At 51.7% G+C, this 18,322-nt stretch carries 16 protein-coding genes; 1 reads left to right on the top strand and 15 read right to left on the bottom strand.

All coding sequences use genetic code 11. The annotated features are described in order from the left end of the window. Nucleotide 1: 1 nt before the first annotated feature. From B2R29_RS03465 to fliS, 12 genes are all read right to left on the bottom strand, one after another. The gene (locus B2R29_RS03465; RefSeq protein WP_068436128.1) at nucleotides 2-364 is read right to left on the bottom strand and encodes a response regulator; all 363 of its coding nucleotides are present in this window, start codon (nucleotides 362-364) and stop codon (nucleotides 2-4) included. Between the two features lie 29 nt (nucleotides 365-393). Next, nucleotides 394-675 carry an STAS domain-containing protein gene (locus B2R29_RS03460; RefSeq protein WP_068436130.1) on the bottom strand — a complete coding sequence of 94 codons (282 nt, stop codon included), beginning with the start codon at nucleotides 673-675 and terminating at the stop codon, nucleotides 394-396. Nucleotides 676-804: 129 nt separating this feature from the next. After that, nucleotides 805-1,245 carry a flagellar export protein FliJ gene (gene fliJ / locus B2R29_RS03455; protein ID WP_301179807.1) on the bottom strand — a complete coding sequence of 147 codons (441 nt, stop codon included), beginning with the start codon at nucleotides 1,243-1,245 and terminating at the stop codon, nucleotides 805-807. Then, the gene (gene fliI, locus B2R29_RS03450; RefSeq protein ID WP_301179806.1) at nucleotides 1,242-2,567 is read right to left on the bottom strand and encodes a flagellar protein export ATPase FliI; all 1,326 of its coding nucleotides are present in this window, start codon (nucleotides 2,565-2,567) and stop codon (nucleotides 1,242-1,244) included. The genes fliJ and fliI overlap by 4 nt, the downstream gene beginning before the upstream one ends. Continuing rightward, the gene (locus B2R29_RS03445) at nucleotides 2,542-3,684 is read right to left on the bottom strand and encodes a FliH/SctL family protein (RefSeq protein WP_301179805.1); all 1,143 of its coding nucleotides are present in this window, start codon (nucleotides 3,682-3,684) and stop codon (nucleotides 2,542-2,544) included. Before B2R29_RS03445 ends, fliI begins: the two co-directional genes overlap by 26 nt. A gap of 3 nt (nucleotides 3,685-3,687) precedes the next feature. Continuing rightward, nucleotides 3,688-4,704 carry a flagellar motor switch protein FliG gene (gene fliG / locus B2R29_RS03440; protein WP_301179854.1) on the bottom strand — a complete coding sequence of 339 codons (1,017 nt, stop codon included), beginning with the start codon at nucleotides 4,702-4,704 and terminating at the stop codon, nucleotides 3,688-3,690. 4 nt (nucleotides 4,705-4,708) lie between these two features. Next, on the bottom strand, nucleotides 4,709-6,448 hold the full coding sequence (gene fliF, locus B2R29_RS03435; protein ID WP_068436139.1) for a flagellar basal-body MS-ring/collar protein FliF: 1,740 nt from the start codon (nucleotides 6,446-6,448) through the stop codon (nucleotides 4,709-4,711). Between the two features lie 11 nt (nucleotides 6,449-6,459). Beyond that, nucleotides 6,460-6,870: a flagellar hook-basal body complex protein FliE gene (gene fliE, locus B2R29_RS03430; RefSeq protein ID WP_297532837.1), complete on the bottom strand. Its 411-nt coding sequence runs from the start codon at nucleotides 6,868-6,870 to the stop codon at nucleotides 6,460-6,462. A gap of 105 nt (nucleotides 6,871-6,975) precedes the next feature. After that, a complete protein-coding gene (locus B2R29_RS03425; protein ID WP_301179804.1) occupies nucleotides 6,976-8,346 on the bottom strand; it encodes a sigma-54-dependent transcriptional regulator in 1,371 nt (456 codons plus the stop codon). A 28-nt stretch (nucleotides 8,347-8,374) separates the two neighbouring features. After that, complete coding sequence (locus B2R29_RS03420; RefSeq protein WP_301179803.1) at nucleotides 8,375-9,574, bottom strand: sensor histidine kinase; 1,200 nt, start codon at nucleotides 9,572-9,574, stop codon at nucleotides 8,375-8,377. Nucleotides 9,575-9,753: 179 nt separating this feature from the next. Continuing rightward, nucleotides 9,754-11,211: a sigma-54 dependent transcriptional regulator gene (locus tag B2R29_RS03415; protein WP_301179802.1), complete on the bottom strand. Its 1,458-nt coding sequence runs from the start codon at nucleotides 11,209-11,211 to the stop codon at nucleotides 9,754-9,756. 245 nt (nucleotides 11,212-11,456) lie between these two features. Next, nucleotides 11,457-11,915 carry a flagellar export chaperone FliS gene (fliS, locus tag B2R29_RS03410; RefSeq protein WP_301179801.1) on the bottom strand — a complete coding sequence of 153 codons (459 nt, stop codon included), beginning with the start codon at nucleotides 11,913-11,915 and terminating at the stop codon, nucleotides 11,457-11,459. A gap of 272 nt (nucleotides 11,916-12,187) precedes the next feature. Between fliS and B2R29_RS03405 the strand changes: the two genes are divergently transcribed. Beyond that, nucleotides 12,188-14,209, top strand: a complete 2,022-nt coding sequence (locus B2R29_RS03405; protein ID WP_301179800.1) for a class I SAM-dependent methyltransferase — start codon at nucleotides 12,188-12,190, stop codon at nucleotides 14,207-14,209. Nucleotides 14,210-14,360: 151 nt separating this feature from the next. On the opposite strand, the gene ung is transcribed toward B2R29_RS03405, so the two are convergent. The 3 genes from ung to prfB form a co-directional block, all read right to left on the bottom strand. Continuing rightward, a complete protein-coding gene (gene ung, locus B2R29_RS03400) occupies nucleotides 14,361-15,038 on the bottom strand; it encodes a uracil-DNA glycosylase (RefSeq protein WP_301179799.1) in 678 nt (225 codons plus the stop codon). Between the two features lie 258 nt (nucleotides 15,039-15,296). Beyond that, nucleotides 15,297-16,814 carry a lysine--tRNA ligase gene (gene lysS, locus B2R29_RS03395; protein ID WP_068436284.1) on the bottom strand — a complete coding sequence of 506 codons (1,518 nt, stop codon included), beginning with the start codon at nucleotides 16,812-16,814 and terminating at the stop codon, nucleotides 15,297-15,299. A gap of 143 nt (nucleotides 16,815-16,957) precedes the next feature. After that, nucleotides 16,958-18,053 (bottom strand): peptide chain release factor 2 gene (gene prfB / locus B2R29_RS03390; protein ID WP_301179798.1). Its coding sequence is split into 2 segments (ribosomal slippage): nucleotides 16,958-17,980 and nucleotides 17,982-18,053, totalling 1,095 coding nucleotides; the frame shifts between segments, so codons are not numbered across the junction. Between the last annotated feature and the right edge of the window lie 269 nt (nucleotides 18,054-18,322).

The raw sequence follows: 18,322 nt of genomic DNA, 5'->3' as shown, positions 1-18,322 counted from the left end.
CTTACCCCAGAACGCGCTTGATCGTACTCAGCAATTGATCCGGATTAAACGGCTTCACGATCCAGCCGGTAGCACCTGCCTGTTTGCCCTGCATCTTCATGTCACCTGCCGATTCGGTGGTTAACATAAGCATCGGGGTAAACTTATAATTGTCGAGTTGACGAAGATTCTTCACCAACTCAATGCCATTCATGTTTGGCATATTTACGTCGGTCAGCACCAGGTCAAAACTCTCCGTTTTAGCGATTTCTAACGCCTCCACACCGTCAGTCGCTTCGCGTACGTCAAAGCCCGCACCTTTCAGTGTGAAACTCACCATCTGACGCATGGATGCCGAATCATCGACCGCTAAAATACTCGTCATAGGAGTACTCCCTCTTAGTAAACGAATAATTAATCTGGCAGGTTTATCGCCTGCTTGAGGCCAAGATAGCCCGTTATCTCCCGGATATTTTCAGAGACCGCATGCCATTGAATGCTGTTACCTGTGGTTTCCAGCGTTTTCCGGAGGCTGATCAGAAGCTGGTAACCCGCTGTATCCGAGTACTGCACCTCACTGCCATCAAGAACAACATCCCCACCTGCTTGCACTGCAGCCTCAAGCTTCTCTAGGAGAGCTTCAGCCTGATCAATGCTAAGGCGGTTACCACAGTTAACTGGGCTGGTGTCGGTCATGGTTTTATTCCGGTCATGGACATGACCTTAAGATTAGTAGGCAATCTGTGAGCTGCCACACAATGTGGTGTTTTTTTTATAGATCGCTAAATGAAGGTATGAAAGTCAGGAAATATGCGATTTGGATAATCAGCGACGACGGTTGGCCCACTCGTCCGCTTCACGCTGTTCAGCGCGGCTGATAGTCCGCTTGTGCTCGTCTTCAAGCTTATCGATCATGCTCTCCAATGCATCGGCTTTATGATGAATCTCAAGATAGGCATCCCGCGCACGCTGACTGAGAGCCTCAAGTTCCTTGAGTTGCGTATCCTGTTGCGCCAGAGCAGTCTCTATCTGACCGATAAATTCGAGAGAGTTATGTATTTGTCCGGCAGCGACACTCTGGTCCGCCGGGCTGGTGATCTGACGGCGGTACTCCTGAGCGTACGTGTCCAGCTGCGTTCGTTTGTCTCTCTCGGCGGTCAGACGCTGCTCAATATCACCCCAGCGCTGAAGCGCCTCTTTTTCTTCTCTTCGCTTAAGGTTAAGCACGACGGCCAATCGTTTAGAGCGAGGATGCTGATAGGTCACTTATCTGCACCTGGGAACAGATCATTGAGCGCCTTACGGCTGTTCGCAATATCAGCACCTTCGGTCAGCCCTTGCCTGAGCATGGCTTTGATCTGTGGCATACGATCTATCGCGACATCCAGCACCTGGTCCGTGCCAGCCTGATACGCCCCAACAGCGACGAGATCCTGATTCTGACGATAATGCGCCATAAGACGGCGGCACAGTTGCGATTGCTGTAGCCAGCCTTCGTCGACAACCTGAGGCATCACACGGCTGACGGAAGCCTCGACATCAATCGCTGGATAATGCCCTTCTTCCGCCAGTTTCCTGGACAGGACGATATGACCATCCAGAATTGCCCGACTGGCATCGGCAATCGGGTCCTGCATATCGTCGCCTTCACTCAATACCGTATAGAACGCCGTAATAGACCCACCACCTTGTTGACCATTACCCGTACGCTCGACCAACTTTGGAAGCTTATTAAATACTGAAGGTGGGTAGCCTTTCGTGGCTGGCGGTTCACCCACAGCCAGAGCGATCTCACGCTGCGCCTGTGCATAGCGCGTTAATGAATCCATCAACATAAGAACGTTAAGTCCCTGATCGCGAAAGAATTCAGCGACCGAGGTCGTGTACATGGCGGCTCTCAGACGCATCAAGGGCGAATCATCGGCAGGTGATGCAATCACAACGGCACGCTTAAGGCCCTCCGGCCCGAGAATCTCGTCGATAAATTCTTTAACTTCACGGCCACGCTCACCAATCAGACCAACCACGACGACATCAGCGTTGGTGAAGCGCGTCATCATACCGAGAAGCACACTTTTACCGACACCCGAACCCGCAAACAAACCGATACGCTGTCCGCGTCCTACTGTCAGCATGGAATTAATGGCGCGAATACCAACATCGAGCGTTTCACGGATGGGTGCGCGGTGCAGCGGGTTAATATAGCGCCCCTGAAGATTTCCGGATTCGGTATTGAGAAGCGGGCCATCAAGATCCAATGGCCGGCCGGCACCGTCAACAACCCGCCCCAGAAGAGAGAAACCAACCGGTACATCCGCACTGCCCTGCAACGGCCAGACCCGTGCCCCAGGACGCAGTCCATCAACCTGCTCAATCGGCATCAGAAAAATACGCTGTCCATCAAAGCCGACAACTTCTGCCTCAACATCACCGCCACCCGGACGCTCTACCCGGCAACGATCACCTGTACGGACATCGATACCGATAGCTTCCAGCGTAAGACCGACCATGCGCACAAGACGACCGGATGTACGCGGTTGATACACCGCCTCGGGTGTGAGATCACGCCAACGGCTGCTCAGAGTCATCGTCTGATTCCTCCGTCGTCAAATCCGGATTTGTGTCTGGTTCCGTGTCTGTTTGTGTGTTTTGTTCCGTGCTCTGTTCTAACCCTGCGCCGTTTTCAGTTTCAGGTTGCTCAACTTCGGACTGCTGAGTTTCAGACTGCTGAGTTTCGGGCTCCAGAGCTTCTGATGTTGATGCCGCCGGCTGCTGAACATCGCCCTGAGTGATCTCTTCAATATCATCGTAGCCATCCAGTTCATCATCTGCCTCTGTATCCTCTGATACATCAACCAGAACGAACTCACCAATGGAGTCGTCAGGATAACCGTCAGACGCCGTCAATAATTTATTCGCCAGTGCGACGATTGTTTGCTGAAGGCTTTCGCTGACTGAATACTCAACCAGGGTATTTTCACTTTCGACACGGCATTCGCCCGCATTCAACGTCTTATCGACAAGCAATTTATTCGCTGCAGAATGGGATGCCATCAGTTCAGAGTCGGCTTCGGAAACGTAAACCTTTGCCAACGCCTCACCTGAAGGTAAAGCAGCAATGGCCTTGTCGACAAACTGCGCGATACTATCGGCTCCAGAATTCAATTCGTGCTCTAGCACCTGTTCGGCGAGCCGGGTAAGAAGCATCAGCATAACATCAGGCAGTTCAGCGTCACGCTCTTTGAGTGTCGCCGTGAGCGTGGCACTAATCTGACGCAGGCGCTGTGCCTCGTCAGTGACTTCCTGACTGCCTAACGCTTTGCCTTCCTGAAAGCCCGCAGTCGAACCTTCTTTTTTACCAGCATCAAAGCCTTGAGCCTGACCATCGGCCTGACCTTCGGCGAAGCCAGCATCGTAGCCGTCTTTATGACCCTGTTGACGCCCTTCGACCAAGCCTTGCTCTAAACCGGCGTTGTAGGCTTCCCGGCGAATCGCTTCCAGTTCTTCGGCCGTCGGGAAATTAGGAGGGGATTCATTACTGTCAGCGTCTGCCTTACCGGTAGACTCGTCATCTGAATCTGCGGGATCGGGTTCACGCTCGACAGTATGAACAGGAGGCTCAGTCCAGAACGGCAGTCGCCACGGACGCGCTTCTTCCGCACTTTCAGCAGGAATCGGCGCATCACGTTTCTTCAGTTCGGTCATGGGTTACACCATGGCCTCACCACCACCGCCCAGCATAATTTCACCGGCATCAGCCAGACGACGGGCAATGGTAAGAATCTCTTTCTGAGCGCCTTCAACGTCACTGAGTTTGACCGGCCCTTTCGCATCCAGATCATCACGTAACAGCTCGGCAGCGCGTTTCGACATATTCTTGAATATCTTTTCCTGAACGCCCGGATCTGCCCCTTTTAATGCCAGCACCAGAAGGTCGGTCGACACTTCGCGCAGCAGGGTCTGAATACCCCGGTCATCAACGTCAACGAGGTTATCGAAGACAAACATGAGGTCTTCAATCTGGGTACCCAGATCTTCATCGACCTCTTTAATCTGCTCAAGCAGCTCAGAGGCAATCGTGCTATCCACGAAGTTAACAATACTGGCCGCGCATTTGATACCACCCATGGTCGTGGTTTGTGTGCCTGCCTTGCCAGAAAACTGGCGTTCAAGGATATCGTTAAGTTCCTGCAGTGCCGCTGGCTGAACGGCCTCGAGCGATGCAACACGCATGATGATGTCTAGGACGACTTTCTCATCAAATAAAGACAGCACTTCCGCCGACTGATCCGCGTCCAGGTATGACACAACAATAGCCTGAATCTGAGGGTGCTCGTGACGAATCAGGTCAGCAACCTGACGCGGCTCCATCCATTTCAATGAATCCAGGCCTGTGGTGTTACCGCCAAGAAGAATCCGGTCTATGAGTGCGCCCGCTTTATCCTGACCCAGAGCCTGCGTCAGCATATTACGGATGTAGTCATCAGCGCCAAGCCCCATGCCGGTCTGACCACTGACAGCATCAAGGAACTCTGATACCACGCCTTCAACCTGAGTCTGGTTCACACTCGCAAGAGTGGCCATGGCCGAACCTACACGCTGAACCTCTTTCGGGCCCATGTGTTTCAGGATTTCGGCAGCGTCTTTCTCGCCCAGAGACATCAACAGAATCGCAGCACGCTCTGTGCGGTTGAGATTAGCTAGTGCATTGCCCGCCTCGGGCATCGTATTATCCGGCATCGTCGTTTACCCACTGAATAACTACCTGAGCGACCCGGGCCGGATCTTCTGCGATCAGCCCTTTCAAGGCATCCAGCTGACGCTCATAACTTTCTGACGCACCGGGAAGTAGATATTCATCCATGCCCGCCAGTGTCACCTTATCATCATCCAGACCGGCTTCAGCATCTTCAAGCTCATCGAGCAGTAAGTCACTTTCTTCCCGACCTTTATTTGTAATGCTCTTAATAGTAGGACGGATAACACCGAATATGAGGATCAGAACGAACAATCCCGCCAGCACCTGTTTTACCAGTTCCCAGAACCAGGGCTGAGTCCAGATATCAGGTTCGCCCAGCGTCAGCGAATCATCACCCATGAATGGAGAGTTGATGACGTTCACACTGTCACCTCGAGCCGCATTAAAGCCAACGGCATCTTTCACCAGAGTTTCGAGGCGCTGCAGGTCATCCACAGTCCATGGCTGCGTCGTGGTGTTCCCATCCGCATCAAGCACCGCTTTGTCGTTAATTACTACCGCAACGGTCAGGCGACGGATATCTCCGACCGAATGCTGGCGATAGCTCAGTGTACGATCGACCTCGTAATTACGAGTTGCTTCTGAGCGACGCTTACCTGCCGCACCCGCACCGCCGGCCCCCGTGCCAATGGCTTCTTCCGGAGCAGCTGCTTCTGGCGGAGGCTGGTTAGAAAGCGCACCAGGAATGCCGCCACCAGCCTCTGACATGTTTTCTTCGTCGATGACCTGCTCACTGCGCAGCGCAATCAAATCAGGATTAAAGAGTTCAGAGCTTTCTTCTCTGATCGTAAAGTCGATGTCTGCCGACACTTCCGCTTTGTAGTTCGCAGAGCCCAGCACCGGCTGAAGAATATTATTCACCGCGTCAGAAATAGACGACTCAACTTTTTCGCGATATTCCAGCTGGCGGGCTGCCAGCATTTCTTCCGTGTCATCTTCAATTTTCGACAGCAGATTGCCGTGCTGATCAACCACTGACACATCAGACCGATCCATTTCACTGACACTGGTTGCGACCAGATTCACAACAGCCTCAACCTGATCTTTACTCAGGTTACTGCCGGGATATAACTCTACAAATACCGATGCACGGGGCTTACGTTGATCACGTACAAACACCGACTGACGGGGAATCGCCAGATGAACACGGGCATTGCGCACCGATTTAACACTGGCAACCGTACGTGCAAGTTCACCTTCCAGACCGCGGCGATAGCGTGCATTTTCAATAAACTGACTGGTACCGAGCGCGCTGTCCTGCTCAAGCACTTCCAGCCCGACGGTTTTATCATCGATCAGGCTGGCCGCAGCGAGTTTCATCCGTGCCTGGTGCACATCCCCCGCTTCGACCATCAGAACCTGGGTCGTCGGATCAATCTGGAATGGAATACCCTCACGATTCAGGATCTCGACAATATCCTGGGCGTTGTGATCCTGCATGCGGTGAATCAGAGGCTTGTAGGTGGGTTCGCCTGACCAGATCATGACCGCAATACCAATGGCGACGACCAGTGCGATACCACCAATCGCCATCACCTGACGCGTCATAGGAAGGCTGCTGAAACCAGCGAGTAGAGGATGTCCGGATGTCGGAGCGCTATTCTCGCTTAAGCCTTCGGCACCAGTATTCGTGCTACTTGCCTGAGGTTCCTGAGCGTTTGCGTTAGCGCCATCAGCGCCGGCGCCTGCTTGTGCGGGTACGTTTTCCATAGCTCAGCTCGTTATACAGGCATGTTCATGATGTCTTTATAGGCCTCGACAAGTTTGTTACGAACCTGTGTCATCGCCTGAAAAGAAACGCTGGATTTCTGCAGAGCAATCATGACCTCTGGCAGATCAATGGAAGGGTCGCCCTGTTCAAACCGTGTTGCCAGCTGTGCAGCCGTCTGCTGGTTTTCATTCACATTATCGATGGCATTTTTAAACATGGACTGGAAATCAGGAACCGTATTATCACCACTGACTTCGTTAATGCTGGTTGCTTGCTCGGCTTGCTTAGAGATCCGTGCAACGGCGTCCATTTCAGCATTTGGTCGCACTCCCTGGCTGGCCATTTCATTCTGCGAACGCAACTGATCTTTTACCTGTCGCATCTGCATCAGAACTGAACTTACATCAACACGATCAACCATTTTCTACACCCTCTTCTGCAACGCATCGGCAACTTATTTTTGACACTTTTTCTATATTTTTCCGATGCATTCTTTGACGTTGCAAACCCCTTGCCAGCTTCGCGCTTAAGACGCAGCCAGCACCATAGATTCAACATCAACACCCTCATCTCTTAAGCGCGCCACCTTGTAGCGTAGTGTTCGAGGGCTGATACCCAGCCGTTCAGCGGCTTCTTTTCTACTGGGTTCTTCTTTCAATGCGCGAACGATTAATTCAACCTCACGGGTACGTAAGTCAGAACCTAACTCGCCTTCATCCTGCGTAACATCCGCCACATCCACAGACACTGGTGCCGGGACCTGACGATGCTTTGGCACCGGAGTCAGAATAAAGTCATTTGCGTTCAGTTGATTTCCAGTCTGCATAATCAGTGCACGCTGGACTGTGTTATCCAGCTCACGAACGTTGCCGGGCCAGCTGTGCGTTACCAACTTACGTTCAGCATCGGCATGCAGTGATGGTGCTGGTCGTTTCATTTTATCGGCATGATGCGCGAGTAAGCGGCGCGCCAGAGGGAGGATGTCGTCGCGGCGTTCGCGCAGCGGTAGCCACTGCAGAGGGAATACGGTGAGGCGGTAATACAGATCTTCTCTGAAGTTACCTTCGGCTACGTAATCCGCCAGTTCACGGTTCGTCGTGGCAACAATACGAACATCAAGATCAATGGTTTTCTTACCGCCCAGACGTTCGACCTGACGCTCCTGCAGCACTCGCAGCAGTTTCGCCTGAAGCCCCATGTCCATTTCAGTAATTTCATCAAGCAGAATGGTGCCACCATCCGCCTGTTCAAACTTGCCCGGCATAGCACTGTAAGCCCCGGTAAATGCGCCCTTCTCATAGCCAAACAACATGGCTTCAAGCATATTTTCCGGAATAGCAGCACAGTTCAGTGCGATAAAAGGGCCACTTTTTCTTGGCGAATTCTGGTGAATATAACGGGCAAGAACTTCTTTGCCGGTACCGCTCTCACCACTGATCAACACCGTGGAATCTGTTGCCGCGACACGCATGGCCATCTGAAATAACTGCTGCGACGCGAAGGATTCACACACAGGTTGATCTTTATCCGATACCTCAGTTTCACCTTGCGTATAGGGCTTTAACAGAGCCTCAAGTTCACGCAATTCGAATGGCTTCATCAGGTAATCATCAGCACCTTTCTGCATCGCCTGAACTGCCTGAGAAACATCGCCATAGGCAGTCATTAACAATACAGGCAACCATGGGTGCTGCTGCTTTATGTGATTCAGCAACTCAAGACCGTCCATGCCAGGCATATTAATATCCGACAGAACAACGTCGAAATTATGGTGATTCAGCAAAGCCACAGCCTCGATGCCGTTCGGAGCTTCTTTGACGTCGTACCCTTTCATTTTCAGGGTATCTACGACTGCTTCACGTAGAGTCGGATCATCTTCAACAACGAGTAAGCGCATAATAATTCCTCTTAGATACCTGTTTGAATTAACCGCGTGCGAGCGGCAGGTACATTTCTGCAGACACCCCACCCAGTGGGCTGTCGGTTAATCTGAAATCACCGTGATGAGCACGAACAACCGCCTGCACAACGGCCAGACCCAGCCCGGTACCATTGCTTTTTGTTGTAAAGAAAGGCTCCATCATGCGGTTTTTCTTGTCATCCGGCAGGCCTGGACCGTTGTCCATGACGGCGATACACAGCCTGCCCTGCTCGTCACGACGGGCGACCAATTTGATCTCGATAGGGTGCTCACAGGACTCAAGGGCGTTATTAATCAGGTTCATTACGGCGCTGATTAAAGAGTCCCGATTACACATAAGGGAAGCTTCCCCCACTTGATTCTCAAGCGTGCAGACAGCGCCGCTCTGCGCAACAGCGACCTCCATGGCCGAGGCAATACCGTCCAACAGGGACGTTACTTTCACATCATCGTTTAATGGCGCCTCGCCACGGGCAAAAATCAACATATCGCGCACCTGGCTTTCCAGGTGATGAAGTCGCTCCTGCAACTTACCGGCAAAGCGAATACGGTGTTCTTCAGCGAGATCTTCGGAACTAAGATGGCCCGCGTAGAGTGTCGCCGCTGCCAGAGGTGTCCGAATCTGATGCGCCAGAGAAGCGACCATTTTTCCCATGGCCGACAAGCGCTCGTGTTGAGCCAACTGAGACTGCAACGCACGGGTTTCCGTCAGGTCGGTAAGAAGAATCAGCTGTCCACGCTCATTGGTCATGGCTGCGGTGCGCAGACTGACGCGGCGACCATCAACCAGTGAAATTTCATGACCGTCATCCCGGCGTGGTTTGAAACAACGCTTAATCACGTTGCGCCAGCGCTGGCCAAGCAAGGTGCCAGCACCCGAAGCTGCTAATAAAAGGTCTTCAGCGGCTGGGTTACTCTGAATAATGACGCCATTTTCATCGAGCAGCAGAACACCTGCAGGTAGCATCTGCAGCAGGCTTTCCAGGCGATCGGCCAGACGTTCTTTTTCGCCCAGCTCCTGCATACGCTGCGCAGACACCGTCGCCAGTTCGCCGCTGAGTTGCTCAACCTTGTTTTCGAGAAAGGCGTAAGAATCCGTCAGCTGCTGCGACATCTCATTGAACATGTTAAATGCGCGCTTGAGCTCACTGGGGTCCAGGGGCTGCTGATCGTCAGGAACTGAACTTAATGCCACACTCGCCATAAATACCTCACCAGAACACCACATTTGCGGCGGAAAAATGTCACTGATAGGTATTGGGCAATTAGCGTGCCAGCAACTGCAATAAACTTAGAGGGAGGATAATTTAAAAAAGAGAGGTTACGAAAGTCAGGTAGGATTGAAATCAACGGCCCGCCAATGCAGGCCGCTTCTGTGGCTGATCAGGCCATGTCTTTTTCTTTGCGGTTGATGTTGTACTTACGCATTTTCTCCACCAGTGTCGTACGGCGGATACTGAGTTTCTCGGCAGCGCGTGCGACAACGCCATTGGCATCATCAAGCGCTTGCTGAATCAACGAACACTCAAGGTCAGACAGATATTCACGCAGATCCAGACCATTCACCGGTAACAAGGCTGGGCTGTCGACACCCGCCAGACCTTCGTTCTGAGTGACGTCCGCAACAACCGGTGGTGTGTACTGCTCATCGTCTTCATCCACGTGACGGAACTTCTTCGGCAATTCATTTACACCAATAACACCGTACGGATGCAGAATTGCTAAACGCTCTACCAGGTTAGCCAGCTCACGAACATTCCCATGCCACTCATGACGGCACAGCGACATAATTGCAGCCGAGTTAAAGCGGATAGAACCGCGCTTTTCATTTTCCAGGCGGGAAATCAGTTCATTCAACAGCAGGGGCAGATCTTCGACACGCTCGCGCAGCGATGGCATATCGATGGGGAAAACATTCAGACGGTAGTACAGGTCTTCCCTGAATGAACCATCCTCAATCATTTTTTCGAGGTTCTTGTGCGTGGCTGCAATAACACGGACATTCGCTTTAAGGGTTTTATTACTGCCAACACGCTCAAACGTATGCTCCTGCAACACACGCAGGATTTTTACCTGCATATTGAGCGGCATGTCACCGATCTCATCCAGAAAGAGCGTACCACCCTCTGCCAGCTCAAAACGCCCCGGACGGCTGTTGATTGCACCGGTGAATGCGCCTTTCTCATGCCCGAACAGCTCACTCTCAAGCAGCTCAGCCGGAATAGCACCGCAGTTCACAGGCACGAAGGGTTTATTACGGCGATGCGAATGATAATGCAGGTTACGGGCAACCACTTCCTTACCCGTGCCGCTCTCGCCCTGAATCATAACGCTGACGTCTTTATCGGCCACCTGCATGATCAGCTCACGCACATGTTGAATCTGACGGCTGGTACCCACAAGGCTTCGGAAAAGTTGAACTTCGCGTCGCTCACCGCGACTGCGGTTGTGCGTATATTGTTCGCGGAACACCTGACAGCGGTGAAGGCTATCAAGCATTTTATTGTAACTTGGGGGCATCGCCAGGCTGGCTAATACACAGCGGCGGACATTTTCAGATAATTCGTCGACCTGTATCTGGCTGCCAACAAAAAGGAATGGCAGCCCCTTATCCCAGGCAAGCATCGCCTCAACAGTTTTCTCAAGCGACTGGTTATCACAGTCGCCCAGCATTACTGCACTGATCTCAGTGCTCTCTTCAATGCTGGCATCCGCAACTTTGCGCCAGTCTGACGAGCCCGCCACGATAACTTCTTCGCCCAGGAAATCGAGAATTACCTTAAGATCATGGCGACGTTGTTCGTCGTCATCGACAAGTAAAATTTTGATTTCTCTCCACATGGCAGATGCCCTTTCCCTCAATAAAACACGGAACAGCGTAATCAACGCCAACTGATTGACTTCCCTCTTTTCAGTTAAGTATCAAAATGCGACGAAGTCAAACTTCTGACGTTAAAACTTATCCAGTTAGCCCAAATCTATACTTAATTTGTTGAAATACCTAAGAATATGGCGCCTCAGGACAATAAAAAGCCCTCTGAAAAGAGGGCAAGGAAGTTCACACAAGTGAAAAAAGTCGTGGAAATTCAGGCAGATACTGAACTCGACAGGCGCCCTGATGCTGATTCGTCGGTTTCAGGGCGAGTACCATGCACAGACTCAAGATATTCCTGACGAATACCGTCCCAGCCCGTCTTGACCTCCAGCATCAGCCCCATAACTTCATCAATCATGTCTGTACTATTCTGCCCGCTCGCTTCCAGAATTCGACGTATCATGTAGTCATAAAGACGATCGAGATTTCCGGCCAGTTCACCTCCCTGAGTGTGATCCAGGCTCGACTTCAACGTCTGGATGATTTCATTCACCCTGCCAAGCAAACTTGCCTTCTCCTGCATATCCTTACGCTGAATAGCTCCTTTCGCCTGCGCCATACGAGTCAGAGCCGCTTCCATCAGAAGCTGAATCAGACGATGTGGGTCCGCATCGAGGACCTCGGACGTAACGTTTACCTTTTGGTATTGCGACGCGCCGGATTGATACATACACAACTCTCCTGCCGAAATAGCCCACCGAAAAACCTGATGAGCATAATCAAGTGATACTCTCTTTGACGGCCTGCGAGCAGAATTCTTTAGTAACTTTTTGTAGTTTCAGCGAATTTTCAGACGGCACAAGCGGCAAGCTCTTGCCCGGCAATCAGCGGCAAGCGGCCGCCCTCCTCGTTCAGATAAATTAAAAACCCCAATAAAATCAACGATATAAAAAATGGCACAGAATTTGATCGTAGGGCTGTAAATGCTAAGAGGTTATTCACATGGCCAGCGTACAAACGACAGCACAATTAAATACAGCACGGCAGACAGACCACCGAAGTCTGCTCGCTGCCGCCAGCCGTTGTTACAATGAGGCCAGCCGGGAAAACAACCCAGTGTTATTGTCTCAGGCTGCCGACCTTGCTTATCAGGCATGGCAGGCTGACAACAATTACATTCCCGGTATTAACCTGCTCGCCCGCATTGCTATGCGCCGTGGTGCTAATGGAGAAGCCCATCACTGGCTGCAAACCGGTTTAAGCCTGAAGCCTGAAAGCACCGGCCTCTTATACAGCGCAGGTCACCTGGCTCTGATCGAAGGAAAGCAGACACTCGCGGCCGATTACTTTGCGGATGCGACCCGCATTTCGAAAACGAGCACGAAAGCTCCGATTTACCTCGCCCACATACGCCTCCTGCAAGGCGAGTATCTCGAGGCCTTTCAACTGTATCGTGAGCTGATAAAAACCCGCTCTGATGATGTCCAGATCCGCAGTAAATTATTTGAAGCTGCCAGCTACATCGTTGCAGACTTCTACTCCCAGGAATTGGAAAGCGAGCTTTTGCGCTGGTTCGAGTTTAAAGACGTCGACTACAACCAGTTGAGAAGCCTCACCACCTCACTGCTCAAGCACAAACTACATCTGAGTGAAGCCGGCTGCCCGATCGAGCCGGAAACCATTGCGTCGGATCCACTCTTGCTTAAAGCCATGATGCGCTTTCATTTCAGTGATCCGTTAATAGAGCGGCTGTTAATTACCTTACGCCAGAGCATTCTCCTGAACAGCAGTCGCGATCTTGCCATTGATTCAGGCTATATGCCTTTCGTTGTCGCCCTGTCGGGACAAATCGAGCTTAACGAGGCAGTCTGGTTTATCAGCCAGCAAGAGCAGACGCTCGTCAGTCAGCTTAACCAGCTTGCAGCAAAAATCCTGCAGATAAGTGAATTAAAAGCCGAAGACATCAGCGCGATCATGCTGCTGACCATGATGTACCAGCCACTGCGTACAGCACCTTTCTACATGGACCTTAGAGAAAAAGCTCTGCTATGGCCTGATCATCTGAGTGAGTTGATGAGCCTGTGCTTCGATCAACCTCTGCACGTTGCAGAGGCAGCGAAGGTAATTCCTTCACTTGGGCTCAGCAGCAACGCCACATCACGTAAAGTAAAAACTCAATACGAGGAACATCCATATCCTCGCTGGACGAGTTTGGGATATAACCAGAAAACCGACTACTACGCATCGCTTCAGGCGCTGTTTCCGAATCGTCTCGACGATCTGCAGCCAGAGTCCGGACCGATAAGTGTGCTCGTTGCAGGCTGCGGTACCGGCCGCCACGCTTTGCGACTGGTTAAGTACTTCCACCGTATGCAGGTGACTGCGATGGATCTCAGTGCTTCTGCTCTGGGATACGCACAAGTGCAGGCGGAGCATCATCACCTGCCAGTAGACTTCATCCTGGGCGATATTCTTGTCTCAGAACGCTTAGGGCAGCAGTTTGATGTCATTGAGAGCTCTGGTGTCCTGCATCATATGGAAACGCCTGAGGCGGGCCTGAAGGCGCTTGTTGATGCATTAAAACCCGGTGGCATCATGAAACTCGCCCTCTACAGTCGTCAGGCAAGAACTCTGATCTCTGAACTTCGCTCTGAACTGAATGGCAATCTTCCGCAAAGCGAGCAGGAAATACGCACAGTCCGTGAAGCCCTGCTGCATCAAGGAGAAGGACGCTGGCGCGCCATTCTGCAGTCACCCGACTTTTACAGCATGAGCAGTGTGCGGGACCTGTTATTCCATACTCAGGAACACACATTTGATCTGCAGGAAATACGTCGCATGATTGAAAGTGCCGACCTCGAATGGGTTGGCATTGTGCCACCACCGGGCGCTCAACAGCTCGCAGAGAAAATTCTGCGTTTGCCACCGGCTAACCTGACGTTAAATGACTGGCATACATTGGAACAGATAGAGCCTGCGCTCTTCGCAGGCATGTACCAGTTTTATGTGAGGAAGCCGGTATAAAATCCGTGGTAGACCTGTAGGAGGGAAGCATCTTCCCGACAGCCTGACTAACCTGATCATTGTCGGGGATAAGATCCCCTCCTACATCGGCAACGTAACTCACCTCGTAGGAGCGCTTCAGCCAGCTTACCTGGCTATGCGCGAATAGCAGTTACAACTGCCAGTTAATCGGCTGCTCACCACGCTTCATCAGATATTCATTAATCGTTGAAAACTGACGATTACCGAAAAAACCCCGATGCGCCGATAAAGGCGACGGGTGTGGTGATTGCAGAACCAGGTGTTTATTGCGATCAATAAACGCACCCTTTTTCTGCGCGTAACTGCCCCACAAAACAAACACCAAACCTTCACACTGCGCGTTTAGTGCAGCAATAGCCGCATCAGTAAACTCTTCCCAGCCTTTTTTCTGATGTGAGCCGGCGTTCGCCTGCTCGACTGTTAAGGTCGCATTTAATAATAAAACGCCTTGATCAGCCCATGGAGTTAAATCACCTGATCCACTCATACTCAAGCCGAGATCCTGATGAATTTCTTTGAAGATATTCACCAGAGAAGGTGGGACTTTAACGCCCTGCGGCACAGAAAAACTTAAGCCCATGGCCTGATCTGGGCCGTGGTATGGGTCCTGCCCGATGATCACGACACGAGTTTTATTGAATGGCGTGTGATTAAACGCATTAAAAATTAAATGACCCGGCGGGAACATAGTTTTGCCCGCGGCTTTTTCGGCTTTGAGAAAGTCGCGTAGGTTCTGCATATAAGGCTGATCAAACTGATCGCCAATGACCGCCAGCCAGGAGGGATGTAACTCGCTGGGTTTATTCATGGTGTGGTGCTCTTAAATCAGCCTGAAAATCATCGCGAATAGCCTCCGGCTGATTCGCTCCCACAATGAGAGGTTGGGGATAAGATCTCCTCCTACCTATCAGAGTCGCGCAAACTGGCTACGCGATTAACCTCTTGCGGCTGAGGCGTCAGCGAGGCAGACCTGACAAGGCGAAGGCTGGTGAAAAGCGCGGAATGTATTGTAATACATGAGCACTTTGAATCAGCCTTCACCACCGTCAGGGCAACGTAGCTAGCCTCAGAGCGGCTTCATATGTGGGAAGAGAATAACATCCTTAATGGTGTGCGAATCGGTAAACAACATCACCAGACGGTCAATACCAATACCTTCACCTGCAGTTGGTGGCATACCGTACTCCAGCGCACGGACATAATCTGCATCGTAGTGCATTGCTTCGTCGTCACCGGCGTCTTTTTCTTCAACCTGCTTACGGAAGCGAGCGGCCTGATCTTCGGCATCGTTAAGCTCCGAGAAGCCATTTGCCAGCTCACGGCCACCGACAAAAAATTCGAAGCGGTCAGTCACAAATGGGTTGTCGTCGTTACGGCGTGCCAGCGGTGACACTTCCCATGGATATTCGGTAATGAAGGTCGGCTGATCGAGTTTTTCTTCAGCGGTTTCTTCAAAGATTTCGCAGATGTACTTACCAGGGCCCCAGGCAGACTGTTTCTCAGACTGAGGAATACCGACTTTTTTCGCATACTCTTTAAGCGTATCGATATTTTCTTCCGGATTATTCAGTACATTGGCATCCATATCCGGGTTGTACTTCAGAATCGCATCGACCATGGTCATGCGCTGGAATGGCTGTGCAAAATCGTATTCAGACTCACCGTATTTAATGGTGGTGCTACCAACGACATTTTCAGCAACAAAGCGCAGCATGCCTTCGGTCAGGTCCATCATGTCACGGTAATCGGCGTATGCCTGATAGAACTCAATCATGGTGAATTCTGGGTTATGGCGAGTACTCAGACCTTCATTACGGAAGTTACGGTTAATTTCGAACACACGCTCAAAACCACCAACGACGAGGCGCTTGAGGTATAGCTCAGGCGCAATACGCAGGAACATATCGATATCCAGCGCATTGTGGTGTGTTTCAAATGGCTTCGCAGTTGCACCGCCCGGAATGGTTTGCAGCATTGGCGTTTCGACTTCCATAAAGCCGCGCTGCGACAGATAGAAGCGAATGCCTTCGATGATTTTTGAACGCATCAGGAAATTATTACGCGTTTCTTCGTTGATGATCAGATCAACATAACGCTGACGATATTTCAGTTCCTGATCCGCTAGGCCGTGGAATTTATCCGGCAGTGGGCGCAGTGACTTGGTCAGAATCTGGAAGTTGCTCAGATCACCCACATCAACGTACAGCTCGCCTTTACCAGACAGGCTCAGTGTGCCGGTTGCCGCCACGATGTCACCGATATCCAGTGACTGCCACGCGGTGCTTTCTTTCTGCAGTGGCTTCGCCATGTAGACCTGCAGGGACCCCGTGACATCCTGAATACCGATAAACGGACCGCCGCGACGCATGACACGACCTGCTACCGCAACGCGGTGACCTTCTTCAGCAAGCTGCTCTTTGCTCTTTTCACCGTGCTCAGCTTTCAGATCAGCCGCCAGATGTTCCCGACGGAAGTCGTTCGGGTGGCCATTAGATTTGCTGTTTTCACGCAGCGTTTCGAGTTTGGCACGGCGCTCGGCGATGAGCTTGTTTTCGTCCTGAGCGGTTTGATTCTGATCTGTCATTTGGCACCCGGTATTCTAGGGATCAATGTTAAATTCTGTTTGGTCTGCAAATATACATCGCGCAAGCTTCGCGTTGCGCTCCTACAGGATTCTTTTATCGTAGGAGCGCTTCAGCCAGCTCGCCTGGCTATGCGCGAAAAAGGTCAAAGCCCGGATTTCAAGCTCGCCTCGATAAACTGGTCCAGATCGCCATCCAGAACAGCCTGCGTATTACGCGTTTCAACGCTGGTGCGCAGATCTTTAATACGCGCATCATCGAGAACGTACGAACGAATCTGGCTGCCCCAGCCGATATCAGCTTTACTGTCTTCAAGCGCCTGAGATTCAGCACTGCGCTTCTGCAGCTCCAGCTCATAGAGCTTGGCTTTCATCTGCTTCATCGCCTGATCTTTGTTCTTGTGCTGGGAGCGGTCATTCTGACACTGAGTCACGGTATTGGTCGGCAAGTGCGTAATACGTACCGCTGACTCTGTCCGGTTTACGTGCTGACCACCAGCACCTGAGGCACGGTATACGTCGATGCGGAGATCGGCCGGGTTAATATCGATTTCGATATTGTCGTCGACTTCCGGAGAAACGAATACCGATGAGAATGAGGTATGACGGCGGTTACCCGAATCAAACGGGCTCTTACGTACCAGGCGGTGGACGCCTGTTTCAGTACGCAGCCAACCATAAGCGTATTCGCCCTGAACGTGAATCGTAGCACCTTTGATGCCTGCAACTTCACCTTCGGAGACTTCCATCAGCTCGCCTTTGAAGCCATGCGCTTCGATCCAGCGCAGGTACATACGCAGCAGCATGTTGGCCCAGTCCTGAGCCTCGGTACCACCCGAGCCAGCCTGAATTTCTACGTAGCAGTTGTTCTCGTCCATCTCGCCCGAGAACATGCGGCGGAATTCCAGAACTTCCAGCTCGGACTGAAGGCCATCCAATTCGCTTTTAACTTCGTCAACGGCATCTTCATCGTCTTCTTCGACCGCCATATCAAGCAGATCTTTGGCATCGCCGAGACCGCTATCCAGGGTATCGATGGTCTTAACGACGGCTTCCAGAGAAGACCGTTCGCGACCCAGCTCCTGCGCGCGGTCCGGGTCATCCCAGACATCGCCCTGAGCCAGTTCGTGTTCTACTTCTTCGAGACGCTCAACCTTGTTGGCGTAGTCAAAGATACCCCCTAAGCACGTCGGTGCGTGCCTGAAGGTCTTTAATCTGTTCGACGATTGGATTGATTTCCAAGGTGGGTACCCCTGTCGCTGTCTAACGTATGAAAATGACGCGGCATTTTACAGGAAAGACAGCGGGGTTTCATCCTGTGTGGCATAGAACCACACACTGGTTCCTGTGGGAGTGAATCAGCCGTAGGCTATTCGCGCTATTTGAAATGGGTAGGAGCGCTTAAGCCAGCCTGCCTGGCTATGCTCGACAGACTCAGGGTATCGCTCAAGCTTCGCGTTGAGCTCCTACAATATCGTGTGACGACCCTGTAGGAGGGAAGCTTCTTCCCG

Source organism: Thalassolituus sp. UBA3500, assembly GCF_002377545.1.
In the GTDB taxonomy this organism is placed as follows: domain Bacteria; phylum Pseudomonadota; class Gammaproteobacteria; order Pseudomonadales; family Oceanobacteraceae; genus Thalassolituus.
The sequence above is the reverse complement of the archived record's forward strand: the minus strand, read 5'-3'. Positions and strand labels throughout refer to the sequence as shown.